The organism is Novosphingobium resinovorum, assembly GCF_036352595.1.
In the GTDB taxonomy this organism is placed as follows: Bacteria; Pseudomonadota; Alphaproteobacteria; order Sphingomonadales; family Sphingomonadaceae; genus Novosphingobium; species Novosphingobium resinovorum_B.
The window spans coordinates 1-19,464 of sequence record NZ_JAZFAX010000053.1 but is presented as its reverse complement, the minus strand read 5'-3'; the positions used below and the strand labels follow the sequence as shown (position 1 = coordinate 19,464).

20 protein-coding genes are annotated in these 19,464 nt (G+C 59.7%); 13 read left to right on the top strand and 7 right to left on the bottom strand.

Annotated elements, in window-relative coordinates:
* Positions 1–143: 143 nt before the first annotated feature.
* Positions 144–953 (bottom strand): NAD(P)/FAD-dependent oxidoreductase, encoded by an 810-nt coding sequence (locus V2S85_RS25060; protein WP_330705516.1) that lies wholly within the window; start codon positions 951–953, stop codon positions 144–146.
* Between the two features lie 112 nt (positions 954–1,065).
* Between V2S85_RS25060 and V2S85_RS25055 the strand changes: the two genes are divergently transcribed.
* From V2S85_RS25055 to V2S85_RS25020, 8 genes are all read left to right on the top strand, one after another.
* On the top strand, positions 1,066–1,254 hold the full coding sequence (locus V2S85_RS25055) for a DUF3606 domain-containing protein (protein WP_330705515.1): 189 nt from the start codon (positions 1,066–1,068) through the stop codon (positions 1,252–1,254).
* Between the two features lie 48 nt (positions 1,255–1,302).
* A complete protein-coding gene (locus V2S85_RS25050) occupies positions 1,303–1,908 on the top strand; it encodes an isochorismatase family cysteine hydrolase (RefSeq protein WP_330705514.1) in 606 nt (201 codons plus the stop codon).
* Positions 1,909–1,978: 70 nt separating this feature from the next.
* Positions 1,979–2,635 carry a DUF6766 family protein gene (locus tag V2S85_RS25045; RefSeq protein WP_330705513.1) on the top strand — a complete coding sequence of 219 codons (657 nt, stop codon included), beginning with the start codon at positions 1,979–1,981 and terminating at the stop codon, positions 2,633–2,635.
* 62 nt (positions 2,636–2,697) lie between these two features.
* Positions 2,698–3,108: a low affinity iron permease family protein gene (locus V2S85_RS25040; RefSeq protein WP_330705512.1), complete on the top strand. Its 411-nt coding sequence runs from the start codon at positions 2,698–2,700 to the stop codon at positions 3,106–3,108.
* Positions 3,109–3,204: 96 nt separating this feature from the next.
* Positions 3,205–5,715 carry a DNA ligase D gene (ligD, locus tag V2S85_RS25035; RefSeq protein ID WP_330705511.1) on the top strand — a complete coding sequence of 837 codons (2,511 nt, stop codon included), beginning with the start codon at positions 3,205–3,207 and terminating at the stop codon, positions 5,713–5,715.
* A gap of 320 nt (positions 5,716–6,035) precedes the next feature.
* Positions 6,036–7,478 carry an ATPase domain-containing protein gene (locus V2S85_RS25030; RefSeq protein ID WP_330705510.1) on the top strand — a complete coding sequence of 481 codons (1,443 nt, stop codon included), beginning with the start codon at positions 6,036–6,038 and terminating at the stop codon, positions 7,476–7,478.
* Between the two features lie 37 nt (positions 7,479–7,515).
* Positions 7,516–7,884, top strand: a complete 369-nt coding sequence (locus tag V2S85_RS25025) for a response regulator (protein WP_330705509.1) — start codon at positions 7,516–7,518, stop codon at positions 7,882–7,884.
* Complete coding sequence (locus V2S85_RS25020) at positions 7,884–9,461, top strand: PAS domain S-box protein (RefSeq protein WP_330705508.1); 1,578 nt, start codon at positions 7,884–7,886, stop codon at positions 9,459–9,461. The genes V2S85_RS25025 and V2S85_RS25020 overlap by 1 nt, the downstream gene beginning before the upstream one ends.
* Positions 9,462–9,540: 79 nt before the next feature.
* On the opposite strand, the gene V2S85_RS25015 is transcribed toward V2S85_RS25020, so the two are convergent.
* The 4 genes from V2S85_RS25015 to V2S85_RS25000 form a co-directional block, all read right to left on the bottom strand.
* On the bottom strand, positions 9,541–10,080 hold the full coding sequence (locus V2S85_RS25015) for a hemerythrin domain-containing protein (protein WP_330705507.1): 540 nt from the start codon (positions 10,078–10,080) through the stop codon (positions 9,541–9,543).
* Between the two features lie 31 nt (positions 10,081–10,111).
* A complete protein-coding gene (locus V2S85_RS25010) occupies positions 10,112–10,642 on the bottom strand; it encodes a hemerythrin domain-containing protein (RefSeq protein ID WP_330705506.1) in 531 nt (176 codons plus the stop codon).
* A 159-nt stretch (positions 10,643–10,801) separates the two neighbouring features.
* Positions 10,802–11,359, bottom strand: a complete 558-nt coding sequence (locus V2S85_RS25005; RefSeq protein WP_330705518.1) for a PRC-barrel domain-containing protein — start codon at positions 11,357–11,359, stop codon at positions 10,802–10,804.
* Between the two features lie 238 nt (positions 11,360–11,597).
* The gene (locus tag V2S85_RS25000; RefSeq protein WP_330705505.1) at positions 11,598–11,945 is read right to left on the bottom strand and encodes a response regulator; all 348 of its coding nucleotides are present in this window, start codon (positions 11,943–11,945) and stop codon (positions 11,598–11,600) included.
* A gap of 120 nt (positions 11,946–12,065) precedes the next feature.
* Here V2S85_RS25000 and gntA point away from each other — a divergent pair, with 120 nt between their 5' ends.
* The 5 genes from gntA (at position 12,066) to V2S85_RS24975 (ending at position 16,747) form a co-directional block, all read left to right on the top strand.
* A complete protein-coding gene (gene gntA / locus V2S85_RS24995) occupies positions 12,066–12,740 on the top strand; it encodes a guanitoxin biosynthesis heme-dependent pre-guanitoxin N-hydroxylase GntA (protein ID WP_330705504.1) in 675 nt (224 codons plus the stop codon).
* The gene (locus V2S85_RS24990) at positions 12,737–13,357 is read left to right on the top strand and encodes an urea carboxylase-associated family protein (RefSeq protein ID WP_330705503.1); all 621 of its coding nucleotides are present in this window, start codon (positions 12,737–12,739) and stop codon (positions 13,355–13,357) included. The genes gntA and V2S85_RS24990 overlap by 4 nt, the downstream gene beginning before the upstream one ends.
* A 182-nt stretch (positions 13,358–13,539) precedes the next feature.
* Complete coding sequence (locus V2S85_RS24985; RefSeq protein WP_330705502.1) at positions 13,540–13,848, top strand: hypothetical protein; 309 nt, start codon at positions 13,540–13,542, stop codon at positions 13,846–13,848.
* Between the two features lie 720 nt (positions 13,849–14,568).
* The gene (locus V2S85_RS24980) at positions 14,569–15,234 is read left to right on the top strand and encodes a murein L,D-transpeptidase catalytic domain family protein (protein WP_330705517.1); all 666 of its coding nucleotides are present in this window, start codon (positions 14,569–14,571) and stop codon (positions 15,232–15,234) included.
* Between the two features lie 88 nt (positions 15,235–15,322).
* Positions 15,323–16,747 carry a L,D-transpeptidase family protein gene (locus V2S85_RS24975; RefSeq protein WP_330705501.1) on the top strand — a complete coding sequence of 475 codons (1,425 nt, stop codon included), beginning with the start codon at positions 15,323–15,325 and terminating at the stop codon, positions 16,745–16,747.
* Between the two features lie 176 nt (positions 16,748–16,923).
* Here the strand turns inward: V2S85_RS24975 and V2S85_RS24970 are convergent, their stop codons facing one another.
* Both V2S85_RS24970 and V2S85_RS24965 read right to left on the bottom strand, forming a co-directional pair.
* A complete protein-coding gene (locus V2S85_RS24970) occupies positions 16,924–17,370 on the bottom strand; it encodes a PA2169 family four-helix-bundle protein (RefSeq protein ID WP_330705500.1) in 447 nt (148 codons plus the stop codon).
* Between the two features lie 1,216 nt (positions 17,371–18,586).
* Positions 18,587–19,464: S1/P1 nuclease (locus V2S85_RS24965; RefSeq protein WP_330705499.1), on the bottom strand; the 878-nt coding region annotated here is incomplete at its 5' end.

The window sequence follows — 19,464 nt, the reverse complement described above, 5'->3', positions numbered from 1 at the left end:
CGGACCGATACCCCATCTTCATCCGCCTCGGCGAGGATCGCCGCCTTCTCAGCGTCCGAAAACTTCCTGCGCCGTTCGGTGCGCGCGATGATCTCCACCCGATCCTTCACTTGGCCTCCTTCTGGAGACCAGAAAGAGACTCCCTAGCGGAGGTCCATCAGCGCCAAGCCGAAATGCCGCAACACGCCCGACGGCGGACGCTTACCATCGCTGGTGCCTTCCGCGCCGATCGCCGTCGCCAGCTCGGATCGGATAACCGAGCCCAGCGCCGGGTAGACGCTATCGAATTCAAGTTCGCCGCGCGGCGTCGGCACAACAACCTGATCATTTTTGGTCCGCAGCGGTGCGCAGGGGCCATCGATGAGGACTACACCTGCCATAGCGAGCCGGAGTTTCTCATCATCTGTGAGGTCGTGCTCCCCATCCGTAGCGATCAGGGTCACATCCTTGGTATACATCCGCAGGAAGATTGCTTCCTTAAACCCATGGGAACCGGTGCCCAAAACACCAACCCGCTTATCGGTGACCTCGTACCCGTCACATATCGGGCAGTAGCGAAGCAGTCCGCGGCGCAACGCCGCATCGTGGATGTCCGGTGCAATCTGGGGGCGATTGTTGACTACGCCGGTGCAGAGCAGGACAGTGCGCGCAGACCATTCACCGCCTTGTGCTCGAGCGACAAAACCCTCTTCGGTCCTCTCCAGTCCCTCGATCAAACCTTCGATTACAACCGCCCCAAATTCGGCAGCCTGATCCCGCATCAACCCAAGAAGTTCGGTGCCAGCTATCCCGCCTGGGTATCCCGCATGATTGTGCGTCCGCGGGATCATCGCCGCTCTGCTATGCCCCGCATCGAGAATCGCGATCGAAAAGTGAAAACGCGCGAGATAAATGGCGGCCGTCAGGCCTGCGGGCCCTGCGCCGATGACAAGACAGTCGAGCGGCTGCTTCATTGGGTGTGCAAACGGCGATGCGGCATGCCGGTCCCCTGTTCAAGACAACCTGTTGGAACTCGTGCGCCTGGCACGGGTTCCAAAACAGGCAGCTGTGAAAAGGAAGCGCAACATGGCAGATGATAAATCTCAGCGCGGAGGCGCTGATCGCCGCACTGTCGCCGGCGGCGAGGACTATGAAGTCGACTACTTCGCTCGAAAGCATGGTTTAACTGTCGGACAGGCTCAGGATCTCATCGACCGATTTGGCAATGATCGCGCGACGCTGGATGCTGAGGCAGAAAAGCTCACCAAAAAATGAGCGGAATGGGGTCGACCAAGGCCGACCCCGATTTCATGGCAGGTTTCTATGGGTTCTCAAGACAAGCAAGCCCCAGCCACTTCGCTCAAATCTGGTGACCGTCCGGCCATGTTGATCCTGGATATGGTCAACTGCTTTGATTTTGAGGGGGCTGAGGCCTTAGCGCCCCGGGCCCTCGGAGCAGCACGGCGAATAGATCGCCTCCGCAAGGAATTTCGCGCACACGGTTGGCCAGTCGTATACGTCAACGATAATTTTGGCGAATGGCATTCAGAAGCTTCCAAGCTGGTAGGACGCGCGCTCGAAAAGGATAATCCGGTAACAGAGATGGTGAAGCCGCAGCACGGCGATTTCTTCATCATCAAGCCGCAATTTTCCGGTTTCTACGCCACGAACCTGCCGGTACTGCTACCGCAGCTTGGCGTCAGCAAACTGGTGCTGAGTGGAATCGCGACGGACATCTGCGTCCTGTTCACCGCGGCTGATGCCCATATGCGTGAATACGACCTGTGGGTGCCTGAAGATGCCGTGGCTGCCGAGAGCGATGAACGGGGCCGATGGGCCCTGGAGATCATGGCCCAGAGCATGGGGGCCGAAACGGCTGCTACGTCGCAGAAATCTCTGGACCAATGGCTTGCTGACCTGAAGCAGTAGCGGAGGTTCTTTCGAACCCAATTGTTTCTCGCGCGTTTCCATTCAAAGCAAATTGGCGAGAGGCATCGGCATGGGGCTGCTTAAAAATAACGGACTTACGATCGCCCTTCTGGCGCTTTTTGCCGCTTGCATTGCCGGGCAATATATCGCGGGCTGGTATGTCGAGCTGGAGGATGCCCGGCGCCATTCCCAGCCTGGCCTGACGCTCTTCGCCTATGCGGCAAGCCCGCAATTCCTCTCCTCAGTGTTCGAAAATTGGGAGAGCGAGTTCCTCCAGATGGCGGCCTATGTCGTGCTCACGGCTTTCCTGATCCAGCGCGGATCTGCGGAATCGAAAGACCCGGATGCTCCACCGCGCGACGGCGATCTGGACCAGAAGGCCCAGGAATACGGCGCACCGTCGATCTTGCGCAAAGGTCCGCTTTGGCGTGCGATATACGCTCGCTCCCTTGGCCTGGCATTGATCCTGCTGTTTGTCGCGTCATTCACGCTGCATTGGATCAACAGCGCCCATGCCTCAGCGCAAGAGGCCCTGGAGCATGGGGAAACACCTAAGACCGTGCTTGCCTATCTTGGCGATGCGCAGCTGTGGTTCGAATCGTTCCAAAACTGGCAAAGCGAATTTCTTTCGACGGCCGTGCTGGTGGTCCTTTCCATATTCCTGCGCCAGCGCGAATCCCCGGAATCAAAGCCGGTAGCAGCGCCGAACTCGCAGACTGGAGAGTGAACATCTTAAACGACGTCGGGGGCAACCGATGACAGCAAAGATAAAGAGCATGGAGCCCCACGATGGATAGAATTTTCACCGGCATCGCCACCAAATGCGCCCAGTTGATGGGCCAGCCCTTGGCCTTCATCATTTCCACCGTGTTCATTGTCGTGTGGGCAGTGAGCGGCCCATTCATGCACTACTCCGATACCTGGCAGCTGATCGTCAACACCGCGACCACGGTCCTGACATTCCTTGCGGTCTTTCTTATCCAGAACAGCCAGAATCGTGACGGCGCGGCCATGCAGGCAAAGCTGGACGAAATTATCAGGGCTCTGGACAAGGCACGGGTGGAATTTGTCGGCATCGAGCATCTAACGGATGCGCAGATCGCCCGCATCCGCGAAGCGCTCGAAGCCGACATCAAAGATGAAGACAACAAGCAGAAGACCGCAGCGCCGAGCGTGGAACGGCTGCTGGCTCGATACTGATGTGAGTTTCTTCTGGGCAGCGCGCTTCCACACACATGTGCGAAGGGAACGCGGCGCCTTTCTCGGGATTTGAGATGGTTCTCGATCGGAGCAGATATGGCACGGGCGACTAAGGCGAACGCAACCTCGGCAGAAGAGCGGCTCGCGAAATATCGCGAAAAGCGGGATTTCGCACGTACTGCGGAACCTTCTGGTGCCTCCGAGCCGACGTCTGGTAATGGCTTCGTTGTCCAGAAGCATGCCGCGACCCGCCTGCATTATGACTTCCGCCTCGAGCTGGACGGCACGCTGGTCAGCTGGGCAGTGACCCGAGGGCCAAGCGCCAACCCTGATGACAAGCGATTAGCTGTCCGCACCGAAGACCACCCGCTCGACTATGCCCGTTTCGAAGGCACTATCCCCAAGGGGGAGTATGGCGGCGGCACCGTGATGCTTTGGGACAACGGCACCTGGGAGCCGGTTCCGGGCAAGGATCCCACCAAAACCCTTGCCGAAGGGCATCTGCATTTTACCCTGCATGGCCGGCGGATGAAGGGCGAGTGGATCATGTTTCGCCTCAAACCGCGCGGAAAGGAGAAGGGCGAAAACTGGATCCTGCGTAAGGTCGAGGACGAGTTTGCCGGTGGTTCGGACGACCTTATCGGCATCCATCTCACGAGCGTCGACAGCGGACGGACGATGGAAGAAATCGCCGCAGGCAAGCCGATCCGGGGACAGGGAGGCAAAGCCAAAGGCACGGCCACGAAACGGAAATCATCGACCGCCCCGGCCCGAAGGGGCAAAAACAGAGGCAAACTTCCTCCGTTCCAGCCTGTCCAGCTTGCTGCTCTGGTCGATCACGTGCCACCGGGCGATCGCTGGCTGCATGAATTGAAGTATGACGGCTATCGAACGCTCCTTGCCATCGGCGGCGGTGAAGGGCGGGCCTATACCCGATCAGGTCTGGACTGGTCGGATCGGTTCGCGGGTCTTGTCACAGATGCCACGCAGCTTGAAGTTGAAAGCGCGCTGATAGACGGCGAGGCGGTGGTGACGCTGGCTGATGGCCGCACCAGCTTTCAGGCGCTACAAGCCGCGCTTAAGGACAACCCTGGGGCCATCGATTATTTCGCGTTCGACCTGCTGGAATTGAACGGCGAAGATCTCACCAGCTTGCCGCTGACCGAGCGCAAAGAGAAGCTGGCGAGCATCCTTGAGGGTACCACCGGTCGGCTACGCTTTTCAGATCATATCGTCGGCAACGGGGAAAAGCTGCTAACCAGCTTTTGCGAGGCAGGGCTAGAAGGGGTAATATCGAAGCGCGTCGACGGGCAATATAGCGGCTCGCGGAGCGGCAGCTGGGTTAAGACCAAGTGCATTCGCCGTCAAGAGTTCGTCATTGTAGGCTGGACACCATCCGATAAGCAGCGTGGATTCCGATCTCTTCTCCTGGGAGTCAACGAGGATGGAAAGCTGCGCTACGCCGGCAAGGTCGGCACGGGATTTACCGGCGACGAGATAGAGCGCCTTCTGGAAATCATGGCGCCTCTCGCGCGTAAGGAGCCGACGGTTCAAGCCCCACGGTCTGCTGTGCGCGGTGCCCACTGGATCGAAGCGAAGCTGGTTGCCGAAATCGCCTACCTCGAGTTCACCGATGAAGGTGTGCTGCGCCATCCCAGCTACCTTGGGCTTCGAGAAGACAAGAAGCCCGAAGCGGTAGTAGTCGAGAAGGAAGCACCCGTGGCGGTCGCCACGGCCGCGCCCGCGAGCACGGTGAAGGTGAGCAACCGGAACAGAGTGATCTTCCCAGAGGGCAAGCTTACCAAGGGTCAGCTGGCGGACTATTACGAAATGGTCGCACCGATCATGCTGCCCTGGGCGGGGAGCAGGCCCATCAGTCTCGTGCGCTGCCCGCAAGGCCGCGCGAAGAAGTGCTTCTTTCAGAAGCATGATGCAGGCAGCTTCGGCGATGACGTCAAGCACATCGGCATTCGCGAAAAGGACGGGCATGAGGAGGCCTATCTCTTCATCGACACGCCGACAGGTCTAGTGTCCTGTGTGCAAATGGGCACGATCGAATTTCATGGCTGGGGCGCGCGGATCGAGGATGTCGAAAAGGCCGACAGGATGGTGTTCGATCTCGACCCCGATGAAGGACTTGGGTTCAAGGATGTCGTCGCAGCTGCGTTCCATCTGCGGGATTTGCTGGCTCAGATGGGGCTCACGACCTTCCCGATGGTTACGGGCGGTAAAGGGGTTCATGTAATCGCCCCGCTCACCCCCTCGGCCGAATGGCCGGAAGTGAAGGACTTCGCTCATCGTTTTGCGCAAGCGCTGGAGCAGGCAGAGCCGGACCGCTATACCGCCGCCTTGTCCAAGTCCCGGCGGACAGGGCGCATTTTCATCGACTACCTGCGCAACCAACGCGGCGCTACGGCTGTCATGCCCTACAGCGCCCGCAATCGCGAGTTCGCGCCCATCGCCGTTCCTCTGACTTGGGATGAACTGCACGATCTCGAAGCGCCTTCGCACTGGCATATCGGTGACGGTGCCGAAATGCTGAAGCGAGCGTCGTCCAAGAACCTCGCCCATTGGGGGCGAGCGGACCAGATTTTGCCGGATTTGTAACAGCGGGGAAAGGCCAAGCTCAATCCAAAAGAAAAAGGCCGGCAAAGCCGACCTTGAAGTTTGGGAGAGGATGCCTGAAAGGCAAAGCCATACTGCATTTGCGAAGACATTTGTGCAAGTGCGAAATTGCCAGATGCGCGATGGTCGCTCCACACGCTGAAAATCTGTCTGATAGCCATCGCGTGGCGTCCAAGGTCGCATAAAAATCCTCCCAGCAATATGACGGCAAAAAAGTCGCGTCCCTATCCTGACGCTGGCTTCACGGGCTGCTATCAGCACGGTCGGGCCTCTTGGCCATGACGCGCTGATGAGGTTATTTCGTGACGCAAACCCTACCCCGCTTTTCAACCGGGATCCCTGGCCTGGACACCGTCTTCGGCGGCGGTTTTGTCGAGGGCGCCTCCTACATCGTGCAGGGTCAGCCCGGCGCCGGCAAGACGATTTTGGGCAATCAGATTGCCTTTGCGACGGCAGCTGCCGGTAAGAAGGTCCTCTACGTCACACTCCTTGCCGAGACGCACGATCGGCTATTTCAATCGCTTTCGACGCTGAGCTTCTTCGAAAAAGACCGGCTCGGTAGCAACATCGTCTATGTCAGCGTTTTCCAGACCCTCACCAAGGAGGGCCTTGGCGCCGTCGTTGATTTGCTGCGCAAGGAAACCAAGCGTCAAGATGCTTCGCTGATCGTCTTCGATGGCCTGCTAAATGCCCGTGACCGCGCCGAGACGGATCTCGACGTGAAGACCTTTGTGGCGGAGGTCCAGAGCCAGGCCGCATTTGTGGGTTGCACCGTCCTGTTCCTGACCAGCGCCGGGATCCATGACGATAGCCCTGAGCACACGATGGTGGATGGTGTGCTCGAGCTCCATGACGAACTTGTCGGGGTCCGCACCGTCCGGCGCCTGCGGGCCCGCAAGTCGCGGGGCAGCGCGGCCTTGGGCGGCTATCATCAATATGAGATCGGCGATGACGGTATTTCTGTCTTCCCACGGATTGAGGCGGCATTTCACACCCCGTCTGCGACCGATAATCCCGACCCCAAGCCCTTACACTCGGGGATTCAGGGCTTCGACGAAATCACCGGTGGCGGACTACCACAAGGGTCGATCACGTTGCTCATCGGGCCTTCCGGGTGCGGCAAGACATCGTTTGGTCTCAATTTCCTCTCGGCTTCCTCGGCAGCGGAACCCGGCCTGCATTTCGGCTTTTACGAATCTCCGGAACGTCTGTTGCTCAAGGCGAACGCGCTGGGCCTTGACCTCAAGGGAAATGTCGAAAGGGAAGAGGTCGATATCTTGTGGCAGCCGTTGACCGAAAACCTCATCGACAAGATGGCTTACCGCCTTCTCGATGCTGTTTCGGCTCGCGGAGTAAAGCGACTTTTCCTCGACTCCTTTGGCGGATTCGAGCGCGCCGCTGTCCACCGGCCTCGCTTGGTCGAATTCTTTGCGGCCCTGACGAACGAATTGCGCGCCATGGGTGTTACGACTGTTGGCACGTGGGAATTACGTGACCTCTTCGCGTCCGAGGTTGCAGCGCCAGGTCCGGAGATCTCCAGCCTGCTCGATAACCTCATTATGATGCGCCAAGTCGAAATCCGGTCTGAGTATAAACGCATGCTATCCGTGCTGAAAATCCGCGACCAGTCGTTTCAGGCCGCTCCTCAGGAAGTCTACATCGACGGGCATGGGCTTGCGATACGCGGACAGTTTGAACAGGCAACCGGGATTTCGACCGGGTTGGCCAAGCCCATTGAAGCGTGACCACCGTCATGGGCCAAACCCCCTGGCGGAGCTCTCCATGAAGATCGTCGTTGCCGAGGATGAGTTCCTGATTGCCGACTTGCTGGTGGTTAGCCTGGAAGATGCTGGCCACGAGGTGCACGACGCCGCACATGGTGCCGATGCGCTGAAGCTGATACGCACCCTGGAACCTGATCTGGTCATTACGGACTTCATGATGCCGTTGATGACGGGACTCGAGCTGGCCGAAACGATGAAAGCGGACGATGCCCTCCAAGGCATTCCCATCATCCTGGTTAGCGGTGCCCAGGGCGGCATAGCAAGGTCGCGTTCCGATCTCTTTGACCTGGTGTTTGACAAGCCGTATGCAATGGATCGCTTGCTCACCGCTGTTGCAGCTCTGGGCGGGGAAAGGGGACAGCCTTAATGGCTGCGGAAGTCGCTAAGGGTATGGACCGGGAAGAAGGATCTGAACATCGACGCGCATTGAGCGCTGCCGATCGGCTTGCAGCCATCATTGAATCTTCCGATGACGCCATCATCGGCAAGACGCTGGATGGCATTATCACAGATTGGAATGCAGGCGCCGAACGGATTTTTGGCTATTCCGCCACTGAGATGGTCGGTGCGTCGATCCTGACCCTGATCCCGGAGGAACGCAGGTCTGAAGAGGACGAGATCATTGCGCGCCTTAAAACCGGGGAACGGGTCGAGCATTTCGAAACCTTGCGCCAGCGCAAGGACGGGGCGCTGATCCATATTTCCCTTACCGTGTCTCCGATCAAAGCGGCTGACGGACGCGTAATCGGCGCCTCAAAAATCGCCCGCGACATCACCGCGCGCAAACAGACCGAGACCCTGCTGACTCAGCAATCAGAGCGTCTGCAGACCCTTTACCGCGTCGCCAGCGAAATCTCCCGCGATCTCGATCTTGACCGGATTGTGCAGGCAGTAACCGACATTGGGACCGAACTGAGCGGGGCGAAATTCGGCGCGTTCTTCTATAATGTCACCAATGCCGCCGGAGAATCCTATCAGCTCTACACCCTTTCAGGCGCTGCCCGAGAGGCTTTCAATTTTGGAATGCCCCGCAATACCGCCGTTTTTGCACCGACCTTTTCCGGCGAAGGCGTAATTCGGTCCGACGATATCCGGAAAGATCCCCGCTACGGGCACAGTGCACCGCACTATGGCATGCCCGCGGGGCACCTTCCTGTCGTCAGCTACCTTGCGGTTCCCGTGACGTCAGTATCGGGCGAAGTGCTTGGCGGTCTGTTTTTTGCCCATGATGAGCCCTGTAAGTTCACGGCTGACACCGAAAACCTTGTCTCCGCGATCGGAGCCCAGACCGCAGTCGCGATGGACAATGCGCGGCTGCACAAGGCTGCCCAGCAGGAAATCGAGCAGCGCAGGCGTGCAGAGGAAGCGAATGAGCTGCTCCTTCATGAACTGAAGCACCGGGTCAAAAATACGCTGGCGACGATCCAGGCGGTGGCAATGCAGACGTTCCGCGAAGCACCGGGCGCGGAGAAGGAGGCATTCAACGCGCGCCTCTTCGCGCTTTCCGAAGCGCATGATCTGCTCACGCAGCGCGATTGGGAGGCGGTCGACGTCACGCATATCGTACAGCGCGCAGTTTCCCCTTTCGCAGCTGAGGCCGATCAGCGGTTCGAAATCACCGGGCCAGAGGTGGAAATCTCGGCCGAGCGCGCGCTTCAGCTTGCCATGGTGCTGCATGAACTGGCGACGAACGCCGCGAAATATGGGGCTCTTTCCAATCTGACCGGAACGGTGCGGATTGGCTGGGAGCGTCATGTTGAGGGCAATATCAAGTTCCTGAAGATCCGGTGGCTTGAGACTGGCGGGCCCGAGGTGGCCTCGCCAGAGCGAAAAGGTTTCGGCTCGCGGATGATCTCACGCGCCCTTCGCGGCGAGGGCTGCGGGGCTGAGTTCGATTTTCGCCCAGAAGGCTTATGCGTCCTACTCCGGTTTTCTCTTACCTGATGGTTTACCCTGTAGGTGGATAGGGTGCGTCGCATTGCAACGCACCCTTCAGATAGCCGTATGGCTCACCCCGAAGGTCTCAGGGGTGGCTGCCCATATATCGTGCATATTCCTCACTGTAGCGGGCCGTGACCAGCGCTAGCTCTTCAGATGAGGCGGAGTCTGCCAGTTTGGTGAACCACGTGCCTTCCTCCGAATAGACGTGGTGGGCAACCGCGCCTTCGATATGCTCGAGCTTGTCGATATAATCCTGGCTCATGGGATCGACGCGCTCCAGCAGGCCCATTTCCATTTTGGCGGCCGACTGTTCCTGATACGCGAGTTCAGCATGACCAACCTGATGGTCGGCCGCGAGAGCCGGGTAGACGGCGGCCTCTTCGGCAAGCGAATGCGCGGTCAGCAACAGCCCGAGCTTTTTCTGCTCGGCCCGTCGGGACGATGGATCATTTGCCGCTTTGACCGCCGCAAACTGTGCCTCGATCTCCCGATGATGTGTAAGAATCTGCGAGAGCCAGTCGCCTGGCTTGGCCGCTGCCGCAGCTTTCTGACGGGCTTTAGCACGTGCTTCGGCACTTTCAGGTGGTGTGATGGCCGCTATGGCCTTGTCGATGATGGACATGATGGTCTCCGTTCAAGATGATCGCCATGTATCAGGCGACGGGAGCCCCAAGCTCGATCTCGACAGGACCGAGTGTGCGCGCGGTCGGCGTGGGCAAACCTTCGGCTTCGAACTGGGCTTGTAGTTCGGCCTTTCGCTCGGCCATTTGAGCGCCAAGTGCATCCAGATCCACGTCGGACGCGCGCGCCTGCGCGAACATGCCCTCCTTGGGCATCTCTTCCTCATGGACGTGATGTTTGATTTCCTCGGACAGAACGGTCACCTTGGCGTCCCAGAAATCCTGGCCAGGCTCTCCGGCCAGTATCTGGCTAATCAGCAGCTTGGCACCATCATGCTCGACATGCGCCTCGTCGTACATGTCGTCCTCGATCTTACCCTTGAGGGCAGGATAGAAGATTTCTTCCTCGATGATGGTGTGAATGATCAACTCGGTGCAAATCTGCTTGGCAAGCGTCGCCTGCTTGGTGGGAGCCTTGGCGCTTTCAAATTTCTCGAATAGCTCCTCAACAGTACGGTGGTCCGCCTTGAACAAAGCGATCGCATCTTGCGCTTTCTTGGTCATGGTTTTTCCTTCGCTGTTATCTTCGGCAGGTGGCCTGCCTTCCGCGATAACCGGCGATCCAGACTTTCGCTCCTGTTGCGGATCACTCTCAAATGGCTTGGCGGATGAGCTACTCCCGCACACGCGCAGGGGCAGGCACTCTTAAACTATGAAAAGGATTCAGCGACGGTCGCGTTGGGCCATCTCTGCGGGTGCTGCGGGCCAGTCTCCGTCAGCGAGAGGCGGAAGGCTTTCGAACCAATTGCGAGGGCGCCGCAGCTTTAGCTGGTGGCAAGCGAAGTCGATCTGCGTCCGGTCAACGGCACGAAGTTCCTCGCCGATACCGCCGACACCTTTCGAAGCGACCACGACATAACTGACGCTGCCGTCCTCACAGGTAACGAGCGCTTCGACCGCCTTGCCGATCGGCTCGCCATCGGCGGCCGTGACAGGCATGCCAGCCATCCCCGTCGCGGTGAACAGTGTGGGATAGGCGGAGCGCCGACTTGCCTCGGTGGCAGACTTGCCGCCATCCTCGTAAGCCCGCTGCTTGCCCAGCCAGCGCCAGATACCGATCAGGTTGACAAGGGTCAGAAAGCCGTTGGTCGCCAGAAGATTGGTCTGCCCCGTCGTCAGGCCGACGATCGACCATGCGATTGACCCTATAGTGAAGACAACGAAGCCCCAGCCTGTGACCCGCGTACCGAGATTGGCTCCGGTCATCATGGCGGCGATCATCGTGGCAGCGGGCGCGATCCAACCGGCGACGTTTTCCAAGCGGCAGCTCCTTAGCTGGATAAGAACCGATGAACGCGAAGCGCTGCCCTTGGTGCCGAGGGAAGAAGAGATTTCATTGCGGAGTGTGCCGCCGATGCAAGGTAAAGCGGTACCAAAATTGCCCTTGCTTCAGTCGAAGGCGCGGCCTTCATGAATGCGTGCTCAGTCAAGCATGCGGCCCGGTGGCCGACCTGCCTCGTCAGGCCGCCAGCGCCCTGCGGAATGCCAGCTCGAGGTCGTCGTTGGCAAAGGGCTTGGCGAGCACCGAACCGGGCGGGTCGCAGGGTATGCATTTGTCCGGCGTGGCCGTGACGAAGACCACTGGTATGTCGCCGAGTTCATCGTGGATGGTGCGCACGGCGGCGGGGCCGGTGCCTTCCTTCAACTCCACGTCGGAGGTGATGAACGCGGGTCGGTGGTCCCGGGCCGAAATTACCGCATCGGTTTCATTTTCGACGATATGAAAGCTGGTCGCGCCCGCGTCCTCCAGAGCATTCTGTATTGACATGGCGATTAGCGGCTCGTCTTCGATAATCAGTACGTGCATGGCATCGCCTCTCATTTGCTTTTTCCCAAGCAACGAGCATCGCAGGGTTTTCGATACCGCGACCACGCGTGGATACCTTTGCGGCCCTCGTTCGTTTGCATCCGCGATGGAGAGAAATGCATGATGGCCGATACCTTGCCCCCGAACCTGGAGGAAGAATTCACAGCGTTCGTTCGAGACCCCGCGTTCCCTTGCGTGGGGGCAAAGTCGGCGCTGGCCAAGGGCTCGCTCAAGGTTGTCGCGGCGCGCGACCTGACCAGCGCATGGAACGACGTGGTGATCCACCGGGAGCTGCTGCAGTGGAGCCACGACTATCAGGACGACCCGGCAGGACTGCGCAGCCTGGCCATCGTCTTCGAAGGCCCCGACGACCTCACTGAGCGCGCGTTCGAACACGCGATGTGGGAGCGCATCCAGTCCTTCGCGGACAAGGACGCCTGGCTCGGCCAGCCCTACGACGATGCAGTGAGCCCCGATCCCGAGGACCCGCATTTCTCGCTAAGCTTTGGTGGCAGCGCGTTCTTCGTTGTCGGCCTGCACCCCAATGCCTCGCGGCCCGCGCGCCGTTTCACGCGCCCGGTGCTGGTGTTCAACCTGCACGAGCAGTTCGAGAAACTACGCGCCGAAGGCCGCTACGAGCGCATGCGCGAGCGCATCCTCGACCGTGACCTCGCCATCGCGGGCTCGCTCAATCCGATGCTGGCGCGCCACGGAGAGGCGAGCGAGGCGCGCCAGTACAGCGGCCGCGCGGTCGAGCCGGACTGGGGCTGCCCGTTCAGGGACCCGCGCGTATGAGCGATGCGAAAGTGATTGAGCCCAAAGTGATCGGCCCGCGCAGCGGCGCCGCCTTCCTGCTCGGCGCGGGCGAGATACTCACCGTGACCGACCCGCAGGGCTGCCAGGTCGCCGACCTGTTGGCCTTCGCGGCACACGATGTTCGCGAGGTCATCTCGAACGGGCGCACGTTCGACTATGAGGAGACCATCAGCCTCACCACCGGCAACCGGCTCTGGTCCAACCGCTCCCGCGTGTTGCTGGAGATCGTCGAGGACACCGTCGGCCGACACGACTTCCTGCTGACGCCTTGCAGCGAGGCGACGTTCCGCCACTTCTATCCCGACAAGCCGGTCCATCGCGGATGTTTCGGCAACCTCGCCGCAGCGCTCTCGCCCTACGGGATCGAGGAGGACGCGATCCCCACCGCGTTTAACCTGTTCATGAATGTGCCGGTGGAGAAGGATACGGGCCGCATCTCCGTAATCCCGCCCACCAGCGTCGCGGGCGACCTGATCCGCCTGCGTGCCGTCGAGGACTGCGTGATCGGGCTGACCGCCTGCTCGGCTTATGCATCGAACGGCGGATCGTTCAAGCCGATCCATTACGCCATCGAACCGGCGCCGGTGCCGTCCTAGACCAACAGGCCGGGTCCGATTCCGCCCTCGCTCATGGATATCGGGAACAGTGCGTTGCCGATGCGCGGTTTGATGTCGTCGCTCGGGTGCTAGCGGAGGGGTCAGCAAATTCGATTACGGCGTGCCTCGGGAACTTTGCCAGTGCCCTCGCGCTCTCAAGAGCTGTAAAATGGAGTAGATGCATGTCCACCACCATCAAGGGACTGTTTCCTAGCCGCCGGGAAGTTGAGCTTGCAGTCGAACACCTCGTCCAGGAATATGGCATAGAACGGACCGACATTTTCATTGAGCCCGCCGGGAGCGAAAACAGCGCTGGCGACGAGCCGGCCGGGGCGGACGTCGCAAGCGGACAAAACCGGGAAACGCCCGATGGCTCCGGCGCGGCATACGAAGGCCAGCTTGTCGTTTCGGTCGATATGAACGAGGATGAAAGCGATGCGGTCATCCAAGCTTTCCGCGACGCCGGTGCGGTTGACGTCGCCGGCGGCTAACCTTTGTCAGCGGGTGTCCTAGACGCTGCGCCGTAGGTACGGGCGGCCGATTTAGGGCATCCAGAGCTGCGATGGGGCGTTATCCGATGATCATGCAACAATTTAAAGGACGGTCTGATGCGAACCAGGGAGAAGCTAGCAGACGTAGTCGCGGGACAGCCGGGGCGGCTACAGCGTAAGCAGTTCGTTCGGTCGCTGAAGGAAACTGCGGTTCGCGCGGTAGTGACGGCGTCTGTCACCTTCGCCGTAGGCTGGGTTCTCAAGCGAATGTTCGAAAATTCGGTGGCCGACGCAGCGAAGGAGGGTGCGGCTGAGGGCGCTCAGCAAGACATCGTGGAAGAGACTACTGACGTTGCGAAGCTAGGCCCGCACCCGTAGCTACAGTGCCTGACGGGCGACACCGTGAAAACGCACCCTTGGGCTTTCACAGATCGGCGTGACATTTTGCGCGTTGGCGCCACTCTCACCCTGTTTGCGAGACTTTCTGGAATTTTGTGATCCGAACATAGTGTCTGAAAAGTGTACGAGATTTCAGCGCGGGAAAAATGTTCCAGAATGAGGATCGGGTTTCAAGCTACCGACCGCTTGTTCAGGGCGGTTCGGCGCTTAAGTGCAAAAGTGCTCCAACAAAATTCGCCAAGAACTATTTAATCCCAGGCAGATATATCCATTATCGGAAGCATGCCTGATCTGACTTTCCGACCCGACCGGCGCGCCATGATGATTTCCGGTACGGGCATTGCTTTTGCGGCCCTGGCCGGGCCGGCAGCAAAGCCATTTTTAGGATCGTCGCCTCCACGCCGAACGAGCCCCCTTCCAGCTGTTCCCCGAAATGGCCCAGGCATGCCTCAGACGGCTTTGGATGCCGCTCGCTTTTCCGTGGACCCGGCGCTGCTGCGCCGGGCTTTATTCGCGCTCGACCAGCATTCCGGTTTGGTCAAGGCGCGCGACCGGATGGCCATCGTCGATTTCACCGCACCATCTTCCGATCCCCGGTTGCACTTCCTCGATGTGGTGAGCGGCAAGGCTTCACGCCTACTGGTCGCGCACGGTTCGGGCTCCGACCCGGGGCATACCGGGTTCCTCGAGCGGTTCTCCAACGCCTTCGGCTCCAATGCCTCGAGCGAGGGCGCTTTCCTTACAGGCGATTACTATACCGGCAAGCACGGTCGGTCGCAGCGTCTGGTGGGCTTGGACCCGACGAACAACAATGCGCTAAGCCGCGCCATCGTGATCCATAGCGCTTGGTATGCGAACGACGACATGATCTCGGCTCATGGCAAGCTAGGCCGAAGTCAGGGGTGCTTTGCGGTCGGCGAGGATAAGCTCAGCGACGTTTTCAGTTTCTTGGGCGAAGGACGGATGGTCTTTGCGGCCCGTGCCTAGGGCAGAATGAAACCTCTGGAATTTCCATAAGTTGTCATACGGGTCTTACCAGGAGATCCGTGTGCATAGAAGTGTGATCGCTTGCTCGTTGCTGGCCCTGACGGTAGCGCTCCCCGCGTGCCATTCGAAGCCCGACAATACTTCTCAGAACGCTGAGGCGGCGCCGGTCAACATCGACCAGGTGCGCTGGAGCGATGGGGCAGTGCGCCAGTTGCGCGATGCGATCGGTCACCGCGCCGCGCATGGCCTCGACCGAATGCAATTTGCCGTCGACGGTCAGCCCGGCAATGCCGAAGGGGACCGGGCCCTGACGCAGAGCGCGTTGCGTTACGCCTCGGCTTTGGCCCGCGGGGCGTCGGATCCTGCCAAGCTCTATGACGTCTATACCGTTACCCGGCCCAATCCGAACCTGCTGAACGGTCTGGGCGCGGCTCTCAAAGCCGGGAACCTGGACAAATGGTTTGATGGGCTGGCACCGCAGGACGATGGCTACCGCGCGCTGTCCAAGTCCTATCTCGCGCTGCGCAAGCAGGACAACGTGCCCGCCGCAGCGATTCCTGCCAAGGGCGAGCCGCTGAAACCCGGCTCCAACGACGCGCGGGTCCCCGCGATCGCGCGCCAGCTCGTCGCCTCTGACTACCTTGATCGCTCTGCTGCGCAGGGCAACAGCTACAACCCCACAATGGTCCGCGCGGTGAAGCGCATGCAGGCCGACTACGGGATCAAGCCGGATGGCGTCATCGGTGCCGACGCGCTGGAAATCCTTAACCTGTCAGACGCGGATCGGGCACGGACGATGGCCGTGGCGATGGAGCGACTGCGCTGGCTCGACCGCAATCCTGCCCCGACGCGCATCGACGTGAACGTCGCCGCGGGACGGCTGCTCTATTGGCGCGACGGCAAGGTCGCAGACAGTCGCAAGGTGATCGTCGGTGAGCCTGAAAACGAGACGCCGCAGCTGGGATCGCCAATCTACCGCCTCGTCGCGAACCCCACGTGGACAGTACCGCGCTCAATCCAGAACAAGGAGATCGCAGGCAAGGGCAGCGCCTACCTTCAGCGCAACAATATGGCCTGGAAGGATGGCTGGGTCGTCCAGCAGCCTGGACCCAAAAATTCGCTTGGTCTGGTGAAATTCGACATGAAGAACGAGCACCAGATCTACCTGCACGACACCCCCGCCAAACAGTTGTTCGAGGAAATCCAGCGCCAGCGCAGTCACGGCTGCGTGCGGGTAGAAGATGCATTGGGCTTTGCCGAGATGCTCGCAAAGGACGAGGGCGTGTTAGACGAATGGCACCGAGCTCGTGCGACTGGTAAGGAGACGTTCGTCAAGTTGCCGCGCGAGATTCCAGTAAGGCTGCTCTACCAGACCGTGGTACTCGGCGAAGACGGTGAACCCGTCATCCGCTCCGACCCCTATGGCTGGAACGACCCCGTGGCCGCCGCGCTGGGCTTTTCATCCCGTCAGGCCTACCGCCTGCACAATTCGGGATCTGATGTAGGGCCTTAAGTCATTACCGACGGAGGATCGCCCGCATGGGTGCCGGCGATATATAACCAACTGGGCGCTTTACGCTGTTCAGCTCTGGAGCCTTATCCTCCCAGCATGAGGTCGATGCCGAAATCGACCGATAGTCCACGCCCACAAGTATCAAGGCCGCCCGTTAACGGGCGGCCTTCAACTCATTATGCGATGCTATGTTTCAGCGCGCTCATTTTATCATGGCCTTCTTTGACCGATACGAACGCCTTTTCTACAACGGAACGCGAAGACGGATCCAACTCGTTGTCGCGCAGCGCGTCTTCGAACTTGGCTTTGATGTGGTCTTCACCACGCTCAACTTCCTGAACGATCGCCTTGTCATCCTTGCCAGTGATCGCCTGCTTCAGGTCCATAAAGGTCCGGTGAGCAGCCGCGAGAAAGCTGCTGTCGTCCTCAGGAGTTCCGCCCAATCGGCGAACTTCGGCCTGCAGGTCGGTCGCCGCCGCGCTGCGGTCCCGGGCGAACTCCGCGAACATCGTAGCGAATTGAGTGCTCTCAGCATCCTTGGCAGCGTCCTCATAGCCCTTCATGCTATCGAGCGTCGTTTTGATGAGGCCGTTGAGCGTCGAGATCGTGCTATCCGTGGTCATGATGTTATCCTTCTTGAGAGTTGCTTCAACCATCAGCCGACAAACTTGATCCCTTCGAAGCGAAACATCTGATCGCCGGCCATCATGTTTCGGCAGACGGCACTCTGACTGGACGATCACTTTTGCTCGGTATGCGCCCGCCGAAGCCCGTATGTGGACTGGCGCTAGCTAGATCGTCAGAACACCATCTAGCCCGTCGGCGTTACCGGCCATTCCAGGGACTTCCTCAAGCCGAAGGGCCGTGAAGGCGCCCCGTCCGTCGCGGTAACGGACAATTTCAAAACCGTGTCCCTTAGGCTCCGGTATAGCAGCTCTTTGGGCCGTTGCGACGTTCACATCAACTGGTGTCATAAGATGGCCCGTTCATCGAAAGGCTGTTCAGCATCCGGGGGATATTGAAGGGCGCCGCACTCAACGCGCAGGCATCCCATCAATCATAATGTCATCGGGGCAGGCGTCGGCGATGAAAGCCAACGTGGTACGTCACGATTAACGGATCACGATCAAAGCGTCCTCGCGCCTGATCGTCGAAAGCACCCAGGTTACCCGGGAGTATGTTGTGTCAGGTTGGGTGTGGCTACGTTGGCGCATACCATGTCGCAACGATGCTGCGTGATAGGGCGTTTCGGCAGGTTCTTCCCGAGCGGTGTTCGCCGCTGGCGGGATTTTGCATGATATACGTTCATCGCGACCACCTTAACCGTATTTTCGAGGATTCACTGTGCGAATGGCAGGTCGCCCCAGCAGCAATTCAGCCTAAGATGCTCAACGGAGATATCTGGTCGAGAGCCGTCCCGGCTGAGCGTCGGCTTTCGCGGTAAAGGCGCTTCGAACCGGACAGTCGCCTACCGGCCCGTCTTGCGCGCCCAAGATGGGAAAGTTGCCGGTCCGCACCTGGGAGCGTGAAATTGGGTGCTAAACGACCGGTCAGGGTCGGCTTTGATAGGCGAGGCTGGGACATATTTGCCGTTCCTCACTGGCCTGTCGAAGGACTGATCTTGCGGCAAGCCGCCGCAAGCTTTTTGCCTTGCTCGAAATGTCCGCTCCATTCCGGTCGTTCCCGAGCCCCGATCGTTTCCCCAAACGCCCTCTCGTTAATGAGCCCGGCTTCGAAGACCTGCGCCATGACGCAAACTGTCGACTAGCCGCACCGGTGTAGGATCGATCAGGGGGATTTCCAGCTCGCGGACGAGCCGGAAATCATGTCATGTCGGTATCAAGAGCCCAGCGTCTTCACCAGCAGTTCGGCCAGACGAAGTCCTGCCTGTTTGAGCCGATATGACGCGAGGTAGTAATTCTTCGTCTCGTAGTCGGCAGGAAGCGTCTTGGCGGCGGATGGGCAGGTTACGCCGGTCCGGCCGCCACAGGCAGGGACCTTGTAGGCATCGTTTGCGCTGGGCGTTACCGGATCGATGAAAATGTACTTCTGCGACAGGTTGCGGCTTTCCACGGCCCAGTCGCGGGGAGTGAGGCCGGTCGGCGGTGCGAGCGAGGCATCCTCCCAGAGCTGCCGACCCAACTGGATCGCCGTCAGCCCGTGCTTCTTGACGATGGCGTAGTCCCATACGGAATGGATATCGGTGGTCGTTGCGGCGCCGTTTGCATCCACATTCAGCACTCCGCCCGGAATCAGCACCTTGTCCTGCGCACCGCCTGGTTCGGAACCATGCAGGGGCTGGTGAAGATCGCCGACCAGGTGGAGCAGGAATTTCACCGCTTCCTGCCGCTGCAGCCTGGTGTTGGCGGTATTCTTGAGGATGCCGGCATAATAAGCGATCGCCTTGTCGGCGCAGCTGATTTCGGGCTGATCGGAAATGCAGGCGGAATCCGACGGCTGAGGTACAGCGCCCAGGACCGGGATACGGACCGTATGGATGAGGTTGGGATAGGATTCGCGCACGTCGTCCGCCCAGCCGGCCAAGGCTTCGTCGTAGAATTCGGCTCCGTCGAGCAGTTCGGAAATCGTGTTCCACACGGCGCGATTGTCAGTCTTGAGCTTGGCTTCCGCGACAAAGCCAATTGCCGCATGCCCGGTACGCGTCCATGCCTGCGCGGGCGTCGCCGTCATCAGAAGGGCAACCAGCGCAGCGCCGA